The 20,050-nt window shown below is 66.2% G+C and carries 21 protein-coding genes; 10 read left to right on the top strand and 11 right to left on the bottom strand.

Annotated elements, in window-relative coordinates:
• The first annotated feature begins 37 nt into the window (after window positions 1–37).
• The 5 genes from pabB to WJU21_RS08850 all read left to right on the top strand — a co-directional run bounded on the left by pabB (window position 38) and on the right by WJU21_RS08850 (window position 6,430).
• Window positions 38–1,867, top strand: coding sequence for an aminodeoxychorismate synthase component I (pabB, locus tag WJU21_RS08870; protein WP_346323046.1), 1,830 nt, complete (start codon window positions 38–40; stop codon window positions 1,865–1,867).
• Between the two features lie 72 nt (window positions 1,868–1,939).
• Complete coding sequence (locus tag WJU21_RS08865; RefSeq protein WP_346323045.1) at window positions 1,940–2,368, top strand: DUF2946 family protein; 429 nt, start codon at window positions 1,940–1,942, stop codon at window positions 2,366–2,368.
• 65 nt (window positions 2,369–2,433) lie between these two features.
• On the top strand, window positions 2,434–4,512 hold the full coding sequence (locus WJU21_RS08860; RefSeq protein ID WP_346323044.1) for a TonB-dependent receptor: 2,079 nt from the start codon (window positions 2,434–2,436) through the stop codon (window positions 4,510–4,512).
• Window positions 4,513–4,550: 38 nt separating this feature from the next.
• Window positions 4,551–5,042 (top strand): copper chaperone PCu(A)C, encoded by a 492-nt coding sequence (locus WJU21_RS08855; RefSeq protein ID WP_346323043.1) that lies wholly within the window; start codon window positions 4,551–4,553, stop codon window positions 5,040–5,042.
• A 53-nt stretch (window positions 5,043–5,095) separates the two neighbouring features.
• Window positions 5,096–6,430 (top strand): PepSY domain-containing protein, encoded by a 1,335-nt coding sequence (locus WJU21_RS08850; protein WP_346323042.1) that lies wholly within the window; start codon window positions 5,096–5,098, stop codon window positions 6,428–6,430.
• A gap of 76 nt (window positions 6,431–6,506) precedes the next feature.
• Here WJU21_RS08850 and WJU21_RS08845 read toward each other — a convergent pair whose 3' ends face one another.
• The 5 genes from WJU21_RS08845 to WJU21_RS08825 form a co-directional block, all read right to left on the bottom strand.
• A complete protein-coding gene (locus WJU21_RS08845) occupies window positions 6,507–7,646 on the bottom strand; it encodes an acyl-CoA dehydrogenase family protein (RefSeq protein ID WP_346323041.1) in 1,140 nt (379 codons plus the stop codon).
• A gap of 85 nt (window positions 7,647–7,731) precedes the next feature.
• Window positions 7,732–8,256 carry a GNAT family N-acetyltransferase gene (locus WJU21_RS08840; protein WP_346323484.1) on the bottom strand — a complete coding sequence of 175 codons (525 nt, stop codon included), beginning with the start codon at window positions 8,254–8,256 and terminating at the stop codon, window positions 7,732–7,734.
• Window positions 8,253–8,555, bottom strand: a complete 303-nt coding sequence (locus WJU21_RS08835) for a DUF1778 domain-containing protein (protein ID WP_346323040.1) — start codon at window positions 8,553–8,555, stop codon at window positions 8,253–8,255. The genes WJU21_RS08840 and WJU21_RS08835 overlap by 4 nt, the downstream gene beginning before the upstream one ends.
• A gap of 135 nt (window positions 8,556–8,690) precedes the next feature.
• The gene (locus tag WJU21_RS08830; RefSeq protein ID WP_346323039.1) at window positions 8,691–9,044 is read right to left on the bottom strand and encodes a hypothetical protein; all 354 of its coding nucleotides are present in this window, start codon (window positions 9,042–9,044) and stop codon (window positions 8,691–8,693) included.
• A 449-nt stretch (window positions 9,045–9,493) separates the two neighbouring features.
• A complete protein-coding gene (locus WJU21_RS08825) occupies window positions 9,494–10,063 on the bottom strand; it encodes a TlpA disulfide reductase family protein (RefSeq protein WP_346323038.1) in 570 nt (189 codons plus the stop codon).
• A 34-nt stretch (window positions 10,064–10,097) separates the two neighbouring features.
• On the opposite strand from WJU21_RS08825, the gene argH reads away from it, so the two are divergent.
• The 4 genes from argH to WJU21_RS08805 are packed head-to-tail and all read left to right on the top strand — an operon-like array spanning window position 10,098 to window position 13,468.
• A complete protein-coding gene (gene argH, locus WJU21_RS08820) occupies window positions 10,098–11,492 on the top strand; it encodes an argininosuccinate lyase (protein WP_346323037.1) in 1,395 nt (464 codons plus the stop codon).
• Entirely contained in the window at window positions 11,489–11,671 is a 183-nt protein-coding gene (locus tag WJU21_RS08815; protein WP_346323036.1) for a hypothetical protein, read from the top strand. Before argH ends, WJU21_RS08815 begins: the two co-directional genes overlap by 4 nt.
• Complete coding sequence (lysA, locus tag WJU21_RS08810; RefSeq protein ID WP_346323035.1) at window positions 11,671–12,942, top strand: diaminopimelate decarboxylase; 1,272 nt, start codon at window positions 11,671–11,673, stop codon at window positions 12,940–12,942. The genes WJU21_RS08815 and lysA overlap by 1 nt, the downstream gene beginning before the upstream one ends.
• Window positions 12,943–12,958: 16 nt before the next feature.
• A complete protein-coding gene (locus WJU21_RS08805; RefSeq protein WP_346323034.1) occupies window positions 12,959–13,468 on the top strand; it encodes a DUF4175 family protein in 510 nt (169 codons plus the stop codon).
• 128 nt (window positions 13,469–13,596) lie between these two features.
• Here WJU21_RS08805 and WJU21_RS08800 read toward each other — a convergent pair whose 3' ends face one another.
• From WJU21_RS08800 to WJU21_RS08785, 4 genes are all read right to left on the bottom strand, one after another.
• Window positions 13,597–14,511, bottom strand: a complete 915-nt coding sequence (locus WJU21_RS08800) for an Hsp33 family molecular chaperone (RefSeq protein ID WP_346323033.1) — start codon at window positions 14,509–14,511, stop codon at window positions 13,597–13,599.
• 8 nt (window positions 14,512–14,519) lie between these two features.
• Complete coding sequence (gene argF, locus WJU21_RS08795; protein ID WP_346323032.1) at window positions 14,520–15,455, bottom strand: ornithine carbamoyltransferase; 936 nt, start codon at window positions 15,453–15,455, stop codon at window positions 14,520–14,522.
• Window positions 15,452–16,642, bottom strand: a complete 1,191-nt coding sequence (locus WJU21_RS08790; protein ID WP_346323031.1) for an aspartate aminotransferase family protein — start codon at window positions 16,640–16,642, stop codon at window positions 15,452–15,454. Before WJU21_RS08790 ends, argF begins: the two co-directional genes overlap by 4 nt.
• Before the next feature lie 153 nt (window positions 16,643–16,795).
• On the bottom strand, window positions 16,796–17,608 hold the full coding sequence (locus WJU21_RS08785; RefSeq protein ID WP_346323030.1) for an ABC transporter permease: 813 nt from the start codon (window positions 17,606–17,608) through the stop codon (window positions 16,796–16,798).
• Window positions 17,609–17,806: 198 nt separating this feature from the next.
• Here WJU21_RS08785 and WJU21_RS08780 point away from each other — a divergent pair, with 198 nt between their 5' ends.
• On the top strand, window positions 17,807–18,241 hold the full coding sequence (locus tag WJU21_RS08780) for a GcrA family cell cycle regulator (RefSeq protein WP_346323483.1): 435 nt from the start codon (window positions 17,807–17,809) through the stop codon (window positions 18,239–18,241).
• A gap of 108 nt (window positions 18,242–18,349) precedes the next feature.
• Here the strand turns inward: WJU21_RS08780 and WJU21_RS08775 are convergent, their stop codons facing one another.
• Both WJU21_RS08775 and WJU21_RS08770 read right to left on the bottom strand, forming a co-directional pair.
• The gene (locus WJU21_RS08775; protein WP_346323029.1) at window positions 18,350–19,249 is read right to left on the bottom strand and encodes a peptidylprolyl isomerase; all 900 of its coding nucleotides are present in this window, start codon (window positions 19,247–19,249) and stop codon (window positions 18,350–18,352) included.
• A 140-nt stretch (window positions 19,250–19,389) separates the two neighbouring features.
• Window positions 19,390–20,031 carry a ZIP family metal transporter gene (locus tag WJU21_RS08770; RefSeq protein ID WP_346323028.1) on the bottom strand — a complete coding sequence of 214 codons (642 nt, stop codon included), beginning with the start codon at window positions 20,029–20,031 and terminating at the stop codon, window positions 19,390–19,392.
• Window positions 20,032–20,050: the final 19 nt, after the last annotated feature.

Genomic DNA, 20,050 nt, shown 5'->3' with positions numbered 1-20,050 from the left:
TCTTTCCGGTGCACGCCGGATCGGCTAGACCGACTTCATGACAGCGCTGATGCCCAACGATCCGTTTGTGTTGCTGGAGAATAGCCGCGATCCGCGCGCGAAATCGCTGCTGTTCGAGCGGCCGCAACGAATCGTCCGCTGCGACGATCCGGCCGGGATCGCCGCGGCGTTGGGCGAGATACAGCAAGGCCTCAACGAGGGATTGCACGCGGCAGGCTGGCTATCCTACGAGGTCGGCTATGCGCTGGAGCCGAGGCTCGCAGCACGGATGCCGGACGCGCGCCGCGAGCCACTGGTCTGGTTCGGCCTGTTCAGCCGCCTCCGGCGGCTCGACCGGTCCGATGTCGACTTGTTCTGGCGCGAGCGGACGCAGGGCTCGTCCTTCAGGCTGTCGCCACTGCGCCCCATGCTGGCCCGCGCGGATTATCTGGCGGCCTTTGAGCGGGTGCAGGAGTACCTGGCGGCGGGCGATGTGTACCAGATCAACCTGACTATGGACGCGGCCGCGGATTTCTCCGGTGACCCGCTCGGGCTGCATGCTGCCCTCCGCCAGGCCCAGCCCGTCGCTCATGGCGGCTTCATTGCGGCAGGCGACTGGTGCGTGTCGTCCCATTCTCCCGAATTGTTTCTCGAGCGCCGGGGTAACCGGCTGACGGTAAAGCCGATGAAGGGCACCGCGCCGCGCGGCCGGTCCTTTGCCGAGGACGAGGCAGCGGCGAGCGTCCTCAGGAACGATCCCAAATCTCGCGCCGAGAACCTGATGATCGTCGATCTGGAGCGCAACGACCTGTCGCGCCTCGCCCTTCCCGGAACGGTCGTCGTCGACAGCCTGTTCGAGGTGGAAGCCTTTCCGACCGTGCTGCAGATGGTCTCGACCGTTCGCGCCGAGGTGACCGACGGGCCGCGGACCCTTGACGTGCTCACGTCCATTTTCCCGTGCGGCTCGGTGACCGGCGCGCCCAAGATACGTGCCATGGAGATCATTGCCGCGCTGGAGCAGCGGGCGCGGGGCGTCTATACCGGCGCCATCGGCCACATCGCCCCGGATGGCGACGCCGCGTTCAGCGTGCCGATCCGTACCCTTGTCGTCGAAAAAAGCGGCGTCGCGCGCATGGGCATCGGCAGCGGCGTGGTGGCTGATTCGCAAGGCGCCGCCGAATGGGACGAATGCCTGCTGAAGGCCGCGTTCCTCCGGGATCCCCGGGATCGCCCGGCGTTGATCGAAACGCTGCTGTGGGAGCGTGCCGGCGGCTACTGGCTGCTGGAGCCGCATCTCGAAAGGCTGCGGGATTCAGCGGCCTATTTCGTCTATCCGTTCGACGAGACCGCCATCCGCGACATGCTCGCCCTTGCCGCCGAAGGCTATTCCTCACAAGCCGATCAGCGGGTGCGGCTGCTGCTCGGGCCGTCGGGCGAGGTCTCGGTCACCGCCGTTGCGCTGGACGTGGAGGCGCAGCGCGCGGCGTTGCGTGCACAGGTGCCGAGCGTTGCGTGGGCGGCCAAGCCGGTGAACGCGGCCGATCCGTACCTTGCCCACAAGACCACCCGGCGCGATGTCTACGACCCGGCGCTCAAGGCCGCTGCCGCCGCAGGTCACTGGGATCTGCTGTTCGTCAACGAGCGCGGCGAGGTCACCGAGGGCGCACGCAGCACCCTGTTCCTCCAGAAGGACGGACATTGGCTGACGCCGCCAGTATCGTCCGGACTGTTGCCGGGCGTGTTTCGGCGGCACTTCATGACCGGCACGCCGGTCGAGGTGCGGCCACTGTCTCCGGACGACGTCCGCTCGGCCGACAGAATCTGCCTCGCCAATGCGGTCTGGGGCATGGTCGAGGTGCGCGTGATGGACGCCGAACTCCACTTTTAGCGCCATAGACCTGCACAAATTCGGTCACAGCCGCGCTGGACGACAGGCCGTTTCGGCGCTACAGAACCCGCCATGGCTTTCGCATCTCCGATCACCGGCTGGATGTCGCGCGTCTTCGTGACGCTGACCGTGCTCGCGCTCGCGGTGCGATTCGCCCTGCCCGGCGGCATCATGCTGCAGCAACCGGCGGAAGACGGTGACCTGCCGGCGCTGGTGATCTGCAGCTCGGCCGGCCTGATCACCATCAAGGCCGAAAGCTACGGCATACCCGCCAAACCGGCGTCCGGCGGCCACCAGGACAACGGTGAGTCCGGCAAGTCCGGCGAGCCCTGCGTGTTCGCCGCTGTTGCCGCCAATGTCGCGCCGCCCGCGCCGGCTCTCCTCGAACTCGCCGCGCCGGTCGCCGCGCCCGCACCGTCCTGGGCCGCCGTCCAGCAACGCCCCGGCGAAGGCCTCGCCGCACCGCCCCCACCCGCGACCGGACCGCCCTCCCTCGTCTGACGCCTGCCGCCGGCCGTTTCATCGCGCGCCGGCTCTGTTTCGTCCGACTGCTGGGAGCTCCCTTCTTGAATCCGTTCCGTATCACCGTCTCCGTGCGCGCGCTGGCCTGCCTGCTGCCGCTTTCCTCGACCGCCTTTGCCGAAGATCTTCGGCCGGCACCCGATGCCGCCAAGCCCGACAGCATCATCGTCAGCGCCAACGTCATTCCGGGCGAGCCGCCCGTCGTCGCCGAGGCGCGCAAGCGTCTGTCCCGCACGCCCGGCGCCGTGGCCGCCGTGTCCGCCGAAAGCTACGAGAATCGCCTCGCCACCGGCTTTGCCGACATCCTTCGCGACGTGCCCGGTGTGCTCGCCCAGAAACGCTATGGCGAGGAATCCCGCCTGTCGATTCGCGGATCGGGGATCGACCAGTCCTATCACCAGCGCGGCGTGCTTATCGCGCAGGACGGCGTCCCCTTCGCCGATGCCGACGGGTTCTCCGATTTCCAGAAGGTGGACGCCCTCGGCGCCCGCTATGTGGAAGTGTACAAGGGCGGCAATGCGCTGCGCTTCGGCGGCGCGCAGCTGGGCGGCGCGGTCAACCTGTTCACCCCCAATGGCAAGACCGCCGAGGCGGAAAACGAGCTGCGCCTCGAGGGCGGATCGTTCGGCAGTTTCCGGGGCCGCGCCGCGATCGCCCGGCAGTTCGGCAACTGGGACATCTATGCCGCAGGCAGCGGCCTCACCGCCGATGGCTGGCGCGATCACAGCAAGCAGAGCCAGGGCCGCGGCACGCTGAACGTGGGCTATTCGCTGGGCGAGGATCGGGAAATCCGCGCCATCGGCTATTATGCCGACATCAAGCAGGAGGTGCCGGGCGCTCTCACGCTGGGCGACGCGCTGACCGTGCCGCGCAACGCCGGTGCCGGCGTTGTCGCCAACGACTGGGCCCGTGACCAGACGGTCGCGCGCGGCACGTTGCAGACCCGCTGGCGGTTCAATGACGCGTTGCTCTTCGAGGGCGGCGTCTACGCCACGGCCACCAGGCTGCACCACCCGATCCCGATCATCATCGACCAGGATATCGAAACCCAGGGTGCGTTCGGCCGCTTCGACTGGTCTGGCGAGCTCGCGGGCCTGCGGGCCGATCTGTTCTGGGGGTTGTCCTATCGCCAGGGCACCAGAAAACAGCAGCTCTATGTCAATACGGGCGGCGCCAGCGGTTTCCAGTTCGGCGATTCGCAGCAGAAGGCCAGCGGCCTTGACGTGTTCGCCGAAGCACGCCTGTTCGTCATCGAGCAACTGGCTCTCGTCGCCGGCGGCTCCTATGGCCGGGCCACGCGCGACTATACCGACTACTTCAACCCGGCCAACGCCGCGTCGAAGAATTTCGACTGGTTCTCGCCCCGCATCGGCCTGCTGTGGGAATTCGCCGGCGGCGCCCAGATCTACGCCAACATCACCCGGTCGGTGGAGCCACCCCATTACGGTGCCCTGGTCCAGTCGCCCAATCCCGGCTTCGTGCCGGTGGACGCGCAGCGGGCATGGACCGGCGAGATCGGCGCGCGGGGCCGTACCGGCGAGCTTGCCTGGGACGTCACCTTCTACCGCGCCGCGGTGAAGGGCGAGTTGCTGAGCTTCCAGCTTGCCGCCGGCATTCCCGCCAGCTTCTTCAACGCCGACAAGACCATCCACCAGGGCGTCGAGGCGGCGCTGGATTGGACCATCCTGCGTCATGCGCCCGGCGGCGGCGCCGTATCGCTCAAGCAGAGCTATACCTTCAGCGACTTCACCTTCGACGGCGATTCGGTCTATGGCGACAACCGCCTGCCCGTGGCGCCGAAGCATCAGTACCGGGCCGAGTTGACCTATCGCCATCCGGCGGGCTGGCACGTCGCCCCGGCCATCGACTGGCGTCCCGCATCCGTCTGGGCCGACTATGCCAACACCATGAAGGTGCCCGGCTACGCGCTGCTGTCGGTTGGCGCCGGCATCGACATCGGCGAGCATGTCACGCTCTACCTCGATGGCCGCAACCTCACCGGCAAGCGCTATGTGGGCGAGTTCGGCGCGCTCACCAACGCCGCCGACCCGGCCGTGTCAAAGGCGGTATTCTATCCCGGCGAGGGCAGGTCCCTGTTCGCCGGCCTGACAGTGAGGCTTTGACCATGGATCGCCGCCCATCAACCGCAAGGGAGACCATCATGTTTCGTACCGCCACCGCACTCATGCTGCTGGTCAGCATCATGTCGGGCCACGCTTTTGCCGCAGAATACAAGGCTGGCCCGCTCACGATCACCGACCCCTGGTCGCGGGCCACGCCCGGCGGCTCGAAAGTCGGCGCCGGCTATCTCACCATCGCCAATACCGGCGCGGCGGACCGCCTCCTGGCCGTCGAGGCGCCGGAGATCGCAGGCAAGGTCGAACTCCACGAAGTGGTCGAAAGCAATGGCACCATGTCCATGCAGCACCGGCCGGAAGGTCTGGCGGTGCCCGCCAACGGCACGCTTACCCTGAAGCCGCGCTCGTTCCACATCATGTTCATGAGCCTCAAGCAGCCCCTCAGGGAAGGCGACTCCTTCCCCGGCGTGCTGCGCTTCGAGAAAGCGGGCGCGGTGGATGTGCGATTCGACGTGGCCCCGGTGGGCGCGGCGGCGCCGCACAGCGCCGGACACCATCAGCATATGGGCCACTGACCGTCCCATGCGCATGGGCGTGTCCGGGATGAAGCGGCGAAGGTGAGGCGGACATGAGCGGCAGGACGACAGGAAACGCTGGTGCGGCCTACCGCGCGATCTGGCGCTGGCACTTCTATGCCGGGCTGTTCTGCGTGCCCTTCGTGATCGTTTTGGCGCTCACCGGCTCGACCTATCTGTTCAAGCCGCAGGTCGAGGCGTGGCTGGAGCGGAGCTATGACGGCATCGGCGGAACCGGGGCTTCCGCCAGCGCCGCCGCGCAGGTCGGCGCGGCGTTGGCGGCGGTACCGGGATCGTCGCTGCGGTCCTACGAGGTACGCGCCGACGCGGCCGATGCCGCGCGGGTGACCGTGGCGGGGCCGGACGGCGATGTCCGGGTGTTCGTTCACCCGCGATCGGCGGCGGTGCTCGGCATGGTGCCCGAGGACGAGCGGCTGATGCAGGTGGTCAAGACCATCCACGGCGAGTTGCTGATCGGCGATTCGGGCGCGATCCTGGTGGAATTGGCGGCCAGCTGGGCCATCGTCATGATCGTGACCGGGCTTTACCTTTGGTGGCCGCGCAAGGCCGCCGGCCTGGCCGGCGTGCTCTATCCGCGCCTGAAGCAGGGTGGGCGGCAGTTCTGGCGCGACCTTCACGCGGTGATCGGCATCTGGGTGTCGGCCTTCGCGCTGTGCCTGCTGCTTTCGGGCCTGCCCTGGACCAATGTGTGGGGCGGCGCGTTCAAGGACATCAAGCAGGCCACAGGCATGACCGGCGGCAAGCAGGACTGGAAGGCCGGCATGGCGGCCCACGTCCATCACGATCACGCTCCTGGTGGCCATGGGGCGCACCCTGCGGGCGTGCCGGACTCGTTCGATGCCATGGTCGCGGCGGTCCGGCCGCTGCGCCTCCCGCCGCCGGTGCTGATCCAGCCGCCCTCCGACCGCTGGCCGAAATCGCCCGATTGGGTGGCGCGCTCGGATACCCAGAACCGGCCGCAGCGGGTCATGCTGGTGCTCGATCCGGCCACCGGCGCGGTGGTGCGGCGCGAAGGCTTCGGCGACAGTCATCTGGTGGACCGCATCGTCGGCTACGGCATCGCCGCCCATGAGGGCCAGCTGTTCGGTCCGCTCAACCAGGCGCTGGGCGTGCTGACCGCGCTGTCGCTGATCGGACTCAGCGTCACCGGCTACGTCATGTGGTGGCAGCGGCGTCCCGACGGCCGGCTGGGTGCGCCGCCTGCGCCGGACGGCCGCATCGGCGTTGGCCTTGCCGTGCTGATCCTGGCGCTGGCGGTGTTCCTGCCGGTGCTGGGGGCGTCGTTGATCGCGATCGCGCTCTTCGAATGGCTGGTGCTGCGACGGGTGCGGCCGGTCAGTATCTGGTTGGGGCTAAGGACTGCCTAATCGTCAAGCTCCACCCCTCCCCAAATCGTCATTCCCGCGTGCGCGGGGATGACGAGAAAAGGACGGCGAATAACTGTCAGATCGACCGGCTGATCAGTTCCTTCATGATCTCGGACGTGCCGCCGAAGATGCGCTGCACGCGCGAGTCGGTATAGAGCCGGGTGATCGGGTACTCGTTCATGAAGCCGTAGCCGCCGTGCAGCTGCACGCCCTCGTCGACCACGCGGCCCAGCATCTCGGTGACCCACAGCTTGGCCATGGCCGCGTCGGTGGCGGTCAGTTCGTGGCGCAGATGATGCTCGATGCACTTGTCGCAGAACGCCCAGCCGACCTCGACCTGGGTCTTCAGCTCGGCCAGCTTGAAGCGGGTGTTCTGGAAGTCGAACACCGTCTTGCCGAACGCCTTGCGCTCTTTCACATAGGCCACGGTCAGATCGTAGGCATATTGCGCCACGGCCTGGGCGTTGAGCGCGATGCCGAGGCGCTCCTGCGGCAGCTCGCTCATCAGCTGGGCAAAGCCCTTGCCCTCCTCCGGGCCGAGCAGGTTCGACGTCGGCACCCGCACGTCGGTGAAGAACAGCTCGGACGTGTCGGCCGCGTGCATGCCCATCTTGTCCAGGTTCCGGCCGCGCGCGAAGCCGTCGCGGTCCGCCTCGACCAGCAGCAGGCTGATGCCCTTGGCGCCCAGGCTCGGATCGGTCTTGGCGACGACGATGACCAGGTCGGCGTTCTGGCCGTTGGAGATGAAGGTCTTGTTGCCGTTCACCACATAGTGGTTGCCGTCGAGCAGCGCCGTGGTCTTGACGCCCTGCAGGTCGCTGCCGGTGCCCGGCTCGGTCATCGCGATGGCGGTCACCACCTCGCCGGTGACCATCTTCGGCAGCCATTGCCGCTTCTGGTCCTCGCTGGCGTATTTCAGCATGTAGCCGCAGACGATGTCGCTGTGCACGGCAAAGCCCGGACCCGACGCGCCCGCCAGCCCCAGTTCCTCATCGACAATGGCCAGATAGCGGTAGTCGCCGCCGGCACCGCCATATTCCTCGGGCACCTGCGGGCACAGCAGGCCCTGCTCGCCGGCCTTGCGCCAGAAATCCCGCGGCACCTTGCCGGCCTTCTCCCACTCGCCGTGGAACGGTGTCAGCTCCTTCTGGAAGAACTTGCGGACGGCGTCGCGGAACATTTCGTGTTCCGGCTCATAGATGTTGCGGGTGAGCATGGAGGGCTCCTGCGTGGATTCGGGTAGGGCGTAAAGAGAGGGCAAGTCGGCCGTTCAGGCAAGCCGTTCGCATCACCCTCGGCCGTCATGGTTCCACCAAACCCCTGATCACCTGCATCGGCAGCACGAGCCGCAGCGAGTCCGGCAGCCGCACGAAGCCGTTGGCTTCATAGAAGGCCGCCGCGCGCTCGTTGATCGCGTCCACCACCAGCATCGACGAGCCGACCGTCGCCGCGCTGGCGTGGGCGCGGCGCACGGCGTCGGCGAGCAGCATGGCGCCCAGCCGCTCGCCCTGTCTCGTGTCCGACACAGCCAGCCGGCCGACGAGGGTGGCGCTGACCAACGGATAACGCGGCACATGCTTGAGCGCGGCGGCGGGAACGTCGCCCGGCGCCAGCGCCGTGGCGCAGAGCGTGTAGTAGCCGAGCACGACATCCGGCCGTTCGGGTTCGACGAGAACGAAGACGCCGTTGGCCTTGCGCCTGACATCCTGTGAGGCTTGGGTGCGGAAGTAGCGGTCGAGGCTGTCGACGCCGCAGGAAAAGCCGTCCCGGTCGTGATGCGCCGCCAGCGCCTCGATCCTCAGATCTGGCGGCGCGGCCACGCTCAGGGCGCCACGCGCCGCTTGTGTTCGGCCAGCGCGCGCACCAGCCGTTCGCTCGGCTCGGGCGGATTGACCAGCGCGTCGAAGAACGCCGCGCGGTCGCGGTCAGACAGCGCCAGCGTCTCATGCTCGGCGATGGTCCGGCGCGCGGTCTCGGCCAGCGCGGTGACGCAGAAGTCGCTCACCTTGCGCCGGGACAGATGGGCCGCCCGCTCGATCAGCTCCTTGGTGTCCTCATCCAGCCGAAACCCGAGCCGCTCGACGCGGTTGGGCGGGCTTTCGGCTTTCGCGTGTTTGCGCGGCATGGGGCATACTCCTGACGGGCATTCATTTGACGCATAATGTGTGTCATATAGACGTACAATTCAAGTGCATTCCAATCCTTGGGTTTATTCGACATCGCTAAGAGAATTGCCGACAACTGGGACGAGTGCGGTCACCTACTTTGAAAAGCGCATCGAGCTTGTCGTGTCAGACGGAAATTGGCCATCAAACTTGGTTGGAACGCCGCCAGACTCGGAATAACCGCCTGGCTCGCACCAGAATCCGACATTGGGAAACGGTTGCTTTCCCTCGGCTTTGGCCGAGGCTTCGAGGTTCGCATTAAGTATTTTGGCCGCCATTTCACAACTGCCAAGATTGTAGTCGGCTCCTTCCGCAGCGTCGAAAGTTGCCCAATGAATGCGGAGATCGTTTGCCAAGGGGGAGTTTCGATAAAGCGTAACTACATCGATCTGCTCGCTAGGCCCGCATCCGGCGATCAACCCCGCTGCAATAAACGCAATTGTTCGCATCATTTGCCCTTTGGGTATAAGCGCCACCGGAATGTGACGAAAATGCGCTCAGAAGGCATTTGGGCTAGGGAACTCCTCGTACCCGGCACACATCGCGTATTCGGCATAATTGGCGTAGCGAGCATAAGCGTCTCGTGGCGCGTAGGGCGAGAAACTCGACTGAATGCAGGAGAACTTACCGCAGTGCGTAATGAGACGATCTCGATTCATCAATTCGCCCAAGTATCTTCCGTTTGGGCGATAATTTTCACTGCCGACGAAACGACCAACGTGCTTTCCATCGGATGTCCACAAATCGTCGCTATGGCGATACCCAAATCACTCGCCTCCCAATGTCCAGAGCTACAGTATCGCCCTATCCCCAATAGTTGTCTCGCTTCCGTTGCTCATCGGGCAAGCGCTTCAAGATTTCTGTCAAAGATGGCATCGGGTTTTCCTCCAACCGGAATCTAATCCCCCATCGCCTGCTTCACCAGCGCCACCGCTTCCGGGCTGTCCCATTCGGCGTCGCCCAGCATGCGGCCCAGTTCGCGGCCCTGCGCGTCGAGCAGGATGGTGGTGGGCAGGCCGGTGACGCCCAGGCCCATGCCGACGGCGTTCTTGGGGTCGTAATAGCGTTCCAGCTTGAAGCCCTCTTCGTCGAACCAGGGATCGACCGCGCGCTTGCCGGCCCGGTCGCTGGAGATGGCGACGACGGCGAACTTGTCGCCGCCCAGCTGCGCCTGCAGCCGGTCGAGCGATGGCATCTCCACCTTGCACGGTGCGCACCAGGTGGCCCAGAAGTTGAGCAGCACGGTCTTGCCGCGGAAGTCGCTCAGCGTCACGTCCCGGTCGCCCACGGTCTTGAAGGCGAGCTCCGGCACGGGCCGGGGCTCGGCGGCAACCTCGAAATCCTCGACCTGTCCCACGGGTTGCAGCGCGGGCGCCGTACCGGTTTCCGGGTTGCCTGTCTCGCCGCAGCCGACATATAAGGCAGCGCTTAGGACAATGGCGGTGCGCAGCAGGCGCTTCAGGGTCATGATGAGCTCCGGTTCAGGGGCGGCGGCGGACAAGATGGCAGACGACAACGGGTCCAACAAGCTCTGGGGCGGCCGCTTCGCTGGCGGGCCGGCCGCGATCATGGAGCGTATCAACGCGTCCATCGGCTTCGACCGCAAGCTGTATGCCCAGGATATCGCCGCGTCGAAAGCCCACTGCGCCATGCTGGTCGCCACCGACATCATCGGCGCCGAGGACGGCAAGGCGATCCTGGCCGGGCTCGACCAGATCAAGGGCGAGATCGAGGCGGGCGACTTCACCATCAATCCGGCGCTCGAGGACATCCATATGCATGTGGAGTCCCGGCTTGCCCAGATCATCGGCGACGCCGCCGGCCGGCTGCACACCGCCCGCTCGCGCAACGACCAGGTGGCGACCGACTTCCGGCTCTGGGTGCGCGACACGATCGACGATCTGGACGGCGCGCTCATCGACCTGCAGCAGGCGCTGCTGGCACGGGCCGAGGAGCATGCGGAAACCCTGATGCCGGGCTTCACCCATCTGCAGGTGGCCCAGCCGGTGACCTTCGGCCACCACCTGATGGCCTATGTGGAGATGTTCGGCCGCGACCGTGGCCGGCTGGCGGATGCGCGCACGCGGCTCAACGAGAATCCGCTCGGCTCGGCGGCGCTTGCCGGCACGTCGTTCCCCATCGACCGGCACATGACGGCAAGGGCGCTCGGCTTCGACCGTCCCACCGCCAATTCGCTCGATGCGGTGTCCGACCGGGACTTCGCGCTGGAGTTCCTGTCGGCAGCCTCGATCTGCGCCGTGCATCTGTCGCGGCTGGCGGAAGAGCTGGTCATCTGGTCCAGCGCCCAGTTCCGCTTCGCCAGCCTGAGCGATTCGTTCTCGACCGGGTCGTCGATCATGCCGCAAAAGCGCAACCCGGACGCGGCCGAGCTGATCCGCGCAAAGACCGGCCGGATCGTCGGGTCGCTCAACACCCTGCTGATCGTCATGAAGGGCCTGCCGCTCGCCTATTCCAAGGACATGCAGGAGGACAAGGAGCCGACCTTCGACGCCGCCGAGGCGATCGGCCTGTGCGTCGCGGCCATGGCCGGGATGATCGGCGACCTGAAGGTCAACAAGCCTGTCTTGCTGCAGGCGGCCGGCGCCGGTTTCGCCACCGCGACCGACCTGGCCGACTGGCTGGTGCAGAACCTGGACATGCCGTTCCGGCGCGCCCATCACGTCACCGGCGCGCTGGTCAAGCTGGCCGAGGACGAGGGCTGCGACCTGCCGGATCTGAGCCTTGCGCAGATGCAGGCCGTCGAGGCCGGGATCACCGACGCCGTGTTCGGCGTGCTGACCGTCGAGCGGTCGGTGGCCAGCCGCCGGTCCTATGGCGGCACCTCGCCCGAGCGGGTGCGCGAGGCCATTGCCGCGTGGAAGGAGCGCCTCGCATGAACGCCTTGAAGATCGCCGCCATCATCGCGCTTTGCGGGCTTGCTGCCGCCTGTGGCCGCAAGGGCGCGCTGGAGGCGCCGCCGAACGCAACCGCACCGCCGCCGGTAAAGGAAGTGTCGCCCCAGTCGCCCGGCTCCAAGCCGACGATGAACGTGCCGCCCCAGCAGAACACGCCCTGATGAATCATTTCGAGTACCGCAACGGCATCATGCATGCCGAGGATGTGCCGCTGACCGAGATCGCGGCGGCGGTGGGCACGCCGTTCTATTGCTATTCGACCGCGACGCTGACCCGGCATTACACCGTATTCTCGAATGCTTTCGCGCAGATGGACGCGCTGGTCTGCTACGCGATGAAGGCCAATTCCAACCTGGCGGTGCTGAAGACCCTGGGCAGACTGGGCGCCGGCGCCGACATCGTCTCGGAAGGCGAGCTGCGGCGGGCGCTGGCGGCGGGCATCCCGGCGGACAGGATCGTGTTCTCGGGCGTCGGCAAGACCCTGGACGAAATGGCCTTCGCTCTCGATCAGGGCATCCTCCAGTTCAACGTGGAATCCGAGCCCGAGTTGATGGTGCTGAACGCCGTCGCCGTGCAAAAGGGCGTCCGGGCGCCGGTGGCGCTGCGCATCAACCCCGATGTGGATGCCAGGACCCATGAGAAGATTTCGACCGGCAAGGGCGAGAACAAGTTCGGCCTGCCGCTGGCGCGGGCGCGCGAGATGTACCGGCTTGCCGCCGACCTGCCCGGCATCGAGCCGGTCGGCGTCGACGTGCATATCGGCTCCCAGCTGACCTCGCTCGATCCCTACGAGGAGGCGTTCGGCCATATCGCCAGGCTGGTGGTGGAACTGCGTGCCGAAGGGCACGACATCCGGCGCGTGGACGTGGGCGGCGGGCTCGGCATCCCCTATCATCCCGATGATCCGGAGCCGCCGCATCCGGACGCCTACGCCGCGTTGATCGCGCGGCTGATCGGGCCGCTGGATTGCCAGGTCGTGCTCGAGCCGGGCCGTCTGATCGTCGGCAACGCCGGAATCCTGGTCTCGAAGGTCGTCCATGTGAAGCAGACCGGAAACCGCAGCTTCGTGATCATCGACGGCGCCATGAACGACCTGGTGCGGCCCAGCATGTACGGCGCCTATCACCATATCCTGCCCGTCGCCGAACCTGCCCCGGACATGGAAGCCTCGCCGGTCGATTTCGTCGGCCCGGTTTGCGAAACCGGCGACACCTTCGCCAAGGAGCGGATGTCGACCCCGCTTGCCGCCAATGATCTTGTCGCCATCATGTCCGCAGGCGCCTATGGCGCTGTGATGGCGTCCAGCTATAATACCAGGCCGTTGGTGCCGGAAGTGCTGGTGGACGGCGACAGATTCGCCGTGATCCGCCGCCGGCCTACATACGAGGAAATGCTGGCCGCGGAAACGCTGCCGGAATGGCTGCTGGGCTGAGGAAACGCAGGGCAAGATGCCTGATTCCGACGAACAACCTCCGGGCCGCCTCTCGCGGATACTGGCTGTCGCGCGCTGGGCCGCGGTCGGCGTGCTGCTCGCCATCATCGCCGTGCGTTATATTCTGCCGCACGTTGCGGCCGATCCCGACATGGTGTCGATCAAGCTCGAAGATGCGGTCACGGTCGACGACATCAAGGACAAGCTGGTGCCGCCGGACCAGATCTTCGTCAACCCGGTCGCCCGCCAGCTCGTCGAACTGGGTAACCGCCTGGTCGCCGCGCCGCGGGACCGTCAGGACGCGATCCGCCAGCTGTTCGCCCTGAGCGAAAATCCAGACATTCTGGGCGACGATATGACCACCTATCTGGCGGTGCGCTCGGCCTACTGGCAGCTGCGCCGGGATCCGGAAGTGCGCGGCAGCTTCGAGACCGCCCTGATGCTGTGGGACGCGGCGGAAAGCCTCGAGAGCAACAGCGCCATTGCCGCGGCCAGCAGCGGCAGCGCCGCTGGCGGTCTGGATTAGCTGGCCGTCGGCTTGAGGCGGCCTGCGGCAATATTCCGGCCAGCGGGACGCTTAAGTGCTTTTCGCGCCTATAGTCAATTTTGACGGCCGATTGGCTGTGGAATCGGCCAGAATCGCGGGAAAGCGGTTCATTCCGCTGGCGGTTCGAACTCGTAGACCCGGCTGCAAAATTCACAGGTCACGACGATCTTGCCGTCGACCACCATGTCCGACATGTCGTCGCCGGCGAACTGGGCCAGCACGTCCTCGATGCGCTCGCGGCTGCACTGGCAGAACACGGCAAGCGATAGGGGGTCGAACACGCGCACGCCGCGTTCGTGGAACAGCCGGAACAGCACCTGCGTCGGCGTCAGCGCCGGGTTGACCAGTTCTTCGTCGCGGGTGCTGGCCATCAGGATGGCGCTCTCGCGCCAGCTGTCGTCATCCTCGTCGCCATCGTCGTGCTGGTGTCCGGCGGAGGCCAGATATTGCAGCATGATGCCGCCGGCCCGCCATTTGCCGTCCACCCGCGCGGCGCTCAGCTTCACCGCCGAGGGAAGCTGCTCGGAATCCTCGAAATATTTCTGGGCGCATTCGGCCAGGGTGCCGCCTTCCAGGCCGACGATGCCCTGGTAGCGTTCTGTATCCGGTCCCTGGTCGATGGTGAAAGCCAGATAGCCGCCGCCCAGCAGCTGCGGCACCTCGCGGCCCGGATCGACGCCCTTGGCCACCGCCGCGTCATACAGCGCCTGGTCGAAGGCAACCCAGCCGCGCATCTCGCCCGGCGTCCTGTAATCGACGACGATGGTCTTCACCGCGCCGTCGCCCTTGGCCTGCATGATCAGCTTGCCCTCGAACTTGATCGCGCTGCCCAGCAACGCTGTCATGGCCAGCGCATGGGCAAGCAGGCTGGCGACGCCATCCGGATAGGCGTGGCGGTTCAGGATATCGTCGACCAGCGGACCGAGACGGACGACCCGGCCGCGCACCGCCGCGCCCTCGATCTGGAACGGCTGGATGACATCGTCGGCGGTGCCGCCGAGTAGCGAGGCGCTGGCAGGCATGAAGGCTCTTACTTTCCCAGGCACCACAGCAGGATGGCCTTCTGGACGTGTAGCCGGTTCTCGGCCTCGTCCCAGACGACCGACTTGGGCCCGTCAATGACCGTCTCGTCCACTTCCTCGCCGCGATGGGCCGGCAGGCAGTGCAGGAACAGGGCATCGGGTTTCGCCGCGGCCATCAGTTCGCTGCTGACGGCGAACGGCGCCAGCCGCTCCAGCCGCTTTTCGCGGCCGGTCTGCCCCATGGACACGAAAGTGTCGGTGAACACGCAGTCGGCGTCCCTGACGGCGGCCCACGGATCCTCGCCGACCGAGACACGGCCTCCATGCGCGGCGGCCCAGTCCAGCACGTCCTGGCGCAGGGCATATTTCTTCGGTGTGGCGATGCGCAGCTCGAAATCGAACTTCACGGCCGCATGCACCAGGCTGGCGCAGACATTGTTGCCGTCGCCGGTCCAGACCACCACCTTGCCGGCGATGGGGCCGCGATGCTCCTCGATGGTCATCACATCGGCCATCAGCTGGCATGGATGAGTCAGCTGGGTCAGGCCATTGATCACGGGGATCGTGGCGTTTTCGGCCAGCTCCAGCAGGTAATCGTGGCGCAGGGTGCGGAGCATGACAGCGTCGACAAAGCGCGACAGGACGCGGGCGGTATCGGCCACCGTCTCGCCACGGCCCAGCTGGGTTTCGTCGCCGGTCAATATCATGGTCCGGCCGCCAAGCTGGCGCATGCCGACGTCGAACGACACACGGGTCCGGGTCGACTCGCGCTCGAAGATGGCGGCCAGCATGTGACCGTCCAGCGGCGCGTCGGGGTCCGGCGCGCCCTTGGGCAATCCGGCGCGCGCGCCCTTGATCTGCCGGGCGCGGGCGATGATGGCCTTCAATTCGCCGGCATCGATTTCATCAAGGTCGAGAAAGTGCCGATAGCCGCCGTCGCTCATGGCACGGGACTCAGCCGTGCCGCGACCGCGCCGCACGCCGTGTCGATGGCGGCGACCGCCTCATCGATTTCATCCTCGGTGACGGTCAGCGGCGGCAGCAGGCGCACCTGGTTTTCACCCGCCCCGACGGTCAGCACATGCTGGTCGCGCAGCGCATTGACCAGATCGGTGTTGGGTACCTTGCAGCGCAGCCCCCGGATCAGGCCGACGCCCTGCACACTGTCCAGGATGTCCGGATGCTTGGCCACCACCGATGCCAGCTTCTGGCCCATATAGCCGCCCAGATCCTGGACCCGGTCGAGAAACCCGGGCGCCAGCACGACGTCGAGCACCGCATTGGCCACGGCGCAGGCCATGGGGTTGCCGCCAAAGGTCGAGCCATGGCTGCCGGCGACCATGCCTTTGGCCGCTTCTTCAGAGGCGAGGCAGGCGCCGATCGGGAAGCCGCCGCCCAGGCCCTTGGCACTTGCCAGGATGTCGGGCGCGATGTCGGACCATTGATAGGCGAACAGCTTGCCGGTGCGGCCGATGCCGCACTGGACCTCGTCCAGCACCATCAGGATGCCGCGCTCGTCGCACAGCTTGCGGATCCTGGCCATCAACTCGACCGGAATGGCGTTGATGCCGCCCTCGCCGCGCACCGGCTCGAACAGCACGCCGGCGGTGGCCGGACCGATGGCGTTGGACAGGGCGTCGAGGTCGCCGAACGGCACCTGGTCGAAGCCCTCTACCTTGGGCCCGAAGCCCTCGAGGTGCTTGGCCTGTCCGCCGGCGGCGATGGTCGCCAGGGTGCGGCCGTGAAAGGCGCCTTCCATGGTGACAATACGGAAGCGCTCCGGCGCGCCGTTGACATAGTGATATTTGCGGGTGGTCTTGATGGCGCATTCCAGCGCCTCGGCGCCCGAATTGCATACAAACACGGTATCCGCGAAGGTCGCCTCGGTCAGGCGCGCGGCCAGCTTTTCCTGTTGCGGAATTCGGTAGAGGTTCGAGGTATGCCAAAGCGCCTCGGCCTGGGCCTTCAGCGCCTCGACAAGATGCGGGTGGGCATGGCCGAGGCTGGTCACGGCGATGCCGCCGCAGAAGTCCAGGAACTTCTCGCCTTCGGTGCTGTAGAGGTACGAGCCCTTGCCCTTGTCAAAGGCGAGGTCGGCCCGCGCATAGGTCGGCATCACAGCCGTGATCATCGAATTTCCCCGTCCGGGTTTGGGTCTCGGAAAAAGCCGTGGAGTATCGGGAGGCCCCCACGGGGTGTCAACGAAAAAGGCAGACGCCCGAAGGCGCCTCGGTCCTGGTCGCGGTGTTCGGACGGCGAGGCTTTCAGCCGCGCCTGAAAGCGCTCAGTCCTTCAGCCGGTAACCTCGTCGGAACACCCAGTAGCAGACGGTGTATAGCCCGATGTTGAGCGCCAGCATGACGCCCATGCCCAGCGGAATGGAGCTGTCTGCGTGATCGATGAACGAATAGCGCAGGCCGTCGATCGCATAGAAGAACGGGTTGAAATGGCTGATGGTCTGCCAGACGGCCGGCAGTCGCTCGATCGAATAGAACGTCCCCGACAGGAATGACAACGGCATGATGACGAAGTTGGTGATCGCCGCCATGTGGTCGAACTTGGTCGCCCAGACGCCGCCGAGCAGCCCTACCAGCGACAGCAGCAGCGAGGCCGACAGCGCGAAATAGACCGCCAGGAAGGGATGCGGCAGGTGGATGTCGACGAACGGCAGCAGCGGCAGCACCACGGCGACGGCGACCAGGATGCCCCGCGTCACCCCGCCGAGCGCGAAGGCCAGCACCATCTCGCCGGCGCTCAGGGGCGGCATCAGCAGATCGACGATGTTGCCCTGCACCTTGGCGATCAACAGGGAAGACGATGTGTTGGCGAAGCTGTTCTGGACGATTCCCATCATCACCAGGCCCGGGACGAGGAACTCGGCAAAGGGCAGGCCGCGCACCACCCGGTGGTCGCCGCCCAGCGCCAGCATGAAGACGGCAAAGAACAGGATCGTCGTCACCGCCGGCGCGAACACCGTCTGCAGGCCGACCTTCATGAAGCGCTTCACTTCCTTGCAGTAAAGCGTCCAGAGCCCGATCCAGTTGACGGCGCCGATCTGGCGGACGGCATAGGCGGGCGGTTCGATGATCTTGTGCATGCGGTTCCGATATCCTCGCGCCGCTTCTACCGCGAGGCCCGATATTGGGCAAGTGCGCCGGAAGGTGCGGCGCTGCACGGACGATGTGCGCGGGGATTTGACAAGCCCGAAGGGCGTACTATGTCTCGCAATTGACCGAAACGAGCGTTTTCTGTAGGGTGCGCCCCCCGAACTCCGGACAGGATTTAGACGATGACCTTGGGTTGGACCGACGAACGGGTCGAACTGCTTAAGACTCTTTGGAAGAAGGGCCTCAGCGCCAGCCAGATCGCCGAGGAACTCAGCGGTGACGTGACGCGCAATGCGGTGATCGGCAAGGCTCACCGCCTTGGCCTGTCGTCACGGCCGTCGCCGGTGAAGAAGCCCGCCGAGGAAGCTGCCGAGCCGGTGGCCAAACCGGCGAAGAAGGCGCCGAAGGTCGAAAAGCCCGCGCCCAAGGCCGAACCTGAGATGATCACCATCCTCACGCTCACCGACCGCATGTGCAAATGGCCCATGGGCCATCCCGGCGATTCGGATTTCCGGTTCTGCGGCCGCAAATCGACACCGGGCCAGCCCTATTGCCAGCACCACGCGTCGATCGCCTATCAGGCGCCGCAGCCGCGCAAGGATCGCCGCCGCGGCAACCGGTAGGGTCTTGCGTTCCGTCCAATCGAGACGCTGAATCGAAAAGGGCATCCCGGTGAACCGGGATGCCCTTGAACGTTTCGGCGTTGGCCGCCTCTGTCTCCGGAGCGGCCGTTACTTGGCTTCCGGCTCGGCGGGCGGCGGCGCGTCCTCGCCTTCGTGGCCCGAACCGGCATCGGCGGTCGGCGTCGGCTTCTCGATCTTGGCCTTGCTGCGCAGTTCTTCGAGGATTTCCTGGACCACCTTGTCGTGCTCGGATTCCCGGATCTGGGCTTCCACGTCTTCCAGCTTGGGCGGCGTGCTCTGCCGGGTGTCGACGACCTTGATGACGTGCCAGCCATACTGGCTCTTCACCGGCGTCTTGGATACCTCGCCCGGCTTCAGCGCGGTCACCGCCTGGGCGAACTCGGGCACCATCTTGTCGGGCGCGAAATAATCGCCCAGATCGCCGCCTTCGGCGGCCGAACCCTTGTCCAGCGACTTGTCTCTCGCCAGCGCGGCGAAGTCGGCGCCCTTGGCGAGATCGGCGATGACCTGCCGGCCCTCTTCCTCGGTCTTCACCAGGATATGGCTGGCCTTGAATTCGGTCGATGGCTTGAACTCGGCGACCATCTCGTCATAGGCCTTCTTCAGTCGCTCGGGAGACAGGCGCTTGTCGATCTCCTTGGACAGCCAGACATCTTCCAGAATCTGGTCCTTCGCCTGGCTGAGCCGTTCCTTGTACTTGGCGTCCTTCTCCGTGCCATCGGCGCGGGCCTTGGCGGTCACCAGCTTCTGGTCCACCAGCCGCTCGACCAGCTGGTCCTGCAGGAAGTCGATGGGCAGCTGGCGGTATTGACCCGGCAGCGCGTCGTAGAGTTCGGTCACGTCGGATTGGCGGATCTTCTGGCCGTTGACCGTCGCGACCACGGCGTCCTCGGCCTTTGCCTGTTCGTCGGGGGCCTTCTTGTCGCAGGCCGTCAGCGCGAGGCAGGCAAGCACAAGGCCCGTAACGGGTCCGAGAGCGAATTTCATGGCGGCAGCCTTCTCTGAATTTGTGATCCGGCGGGTTTTTTGATCGGGCCGGTTGGCGTTTCCTAGCCTCGCATGCTGTAGCAAGCAGTCGGGACAAAGAAAAGATGTAACTCCGCCACACCCGAAGGCAACGGCGGGTTTCAGTGGCTGTGGCCGGAACGCCCATGGTCGTGGGCCGCGCGCTCGCGTTCACCGTGGCTGTGGCGCAGCCGGTGGTAGGTCAGGTGCAGCAGCGAGCCGGCAACGAATGCCTGGAGCCAGGCGAATTCGGCCTCGCTGGCGACGCTCGCCACCGCCGACGCGGCGAAATAGCCCGCCACGGTCGCTGCCGCGAGCAGGGCCAGCACCACCATGGCGGCGCGGGTGCCGACATTGGTCTGTACCAGCCACCAGATGGCCAGGCCGGCGGGCACGTTGTGCAGCACCACGGCCATCGACAGGGCTTCGTGACGGCCGAGCTGTCCGCTCAGCAGCGCCGCGCCATCGGCCGCGCTGTGCAGCAGCAATCCGCCCACGCCCACGACCAGAGTTACCGCATGGACCCCGCGCTCGCGGTGCAGCAGCGCCTCGGCGGCGAGCGGGCCGGCCAGGCCGGCCGTGGCGAAGGCAACGATCAGCCAGCCGCCGGACTCGGCCGTGTCCCACAGGATCAGCAGCGCCAGCACGGTGATGACGCCCGTGACAGCCAGGTCAAGCGCGTGCCTGAACCGCGACAGCCCCTGCAGGAGCTGGTACGCGGCGGGTCCGATGAGCAGGGCGGCGATGCCGGCGGCGAGATACATGTCTTTGTTATAACATAAC

This window comes from Emcibacter sp. SYSU 3D8, assembly GCF_039655875.1.
GTDB lineage: Bacteria > Pseudomonadota > Alphaproteobacteria > SMXS01 > SMXS01 > RI-34.
This window is presented reverse-complemented; position numbering and strand designations above follow the sequence as displayed.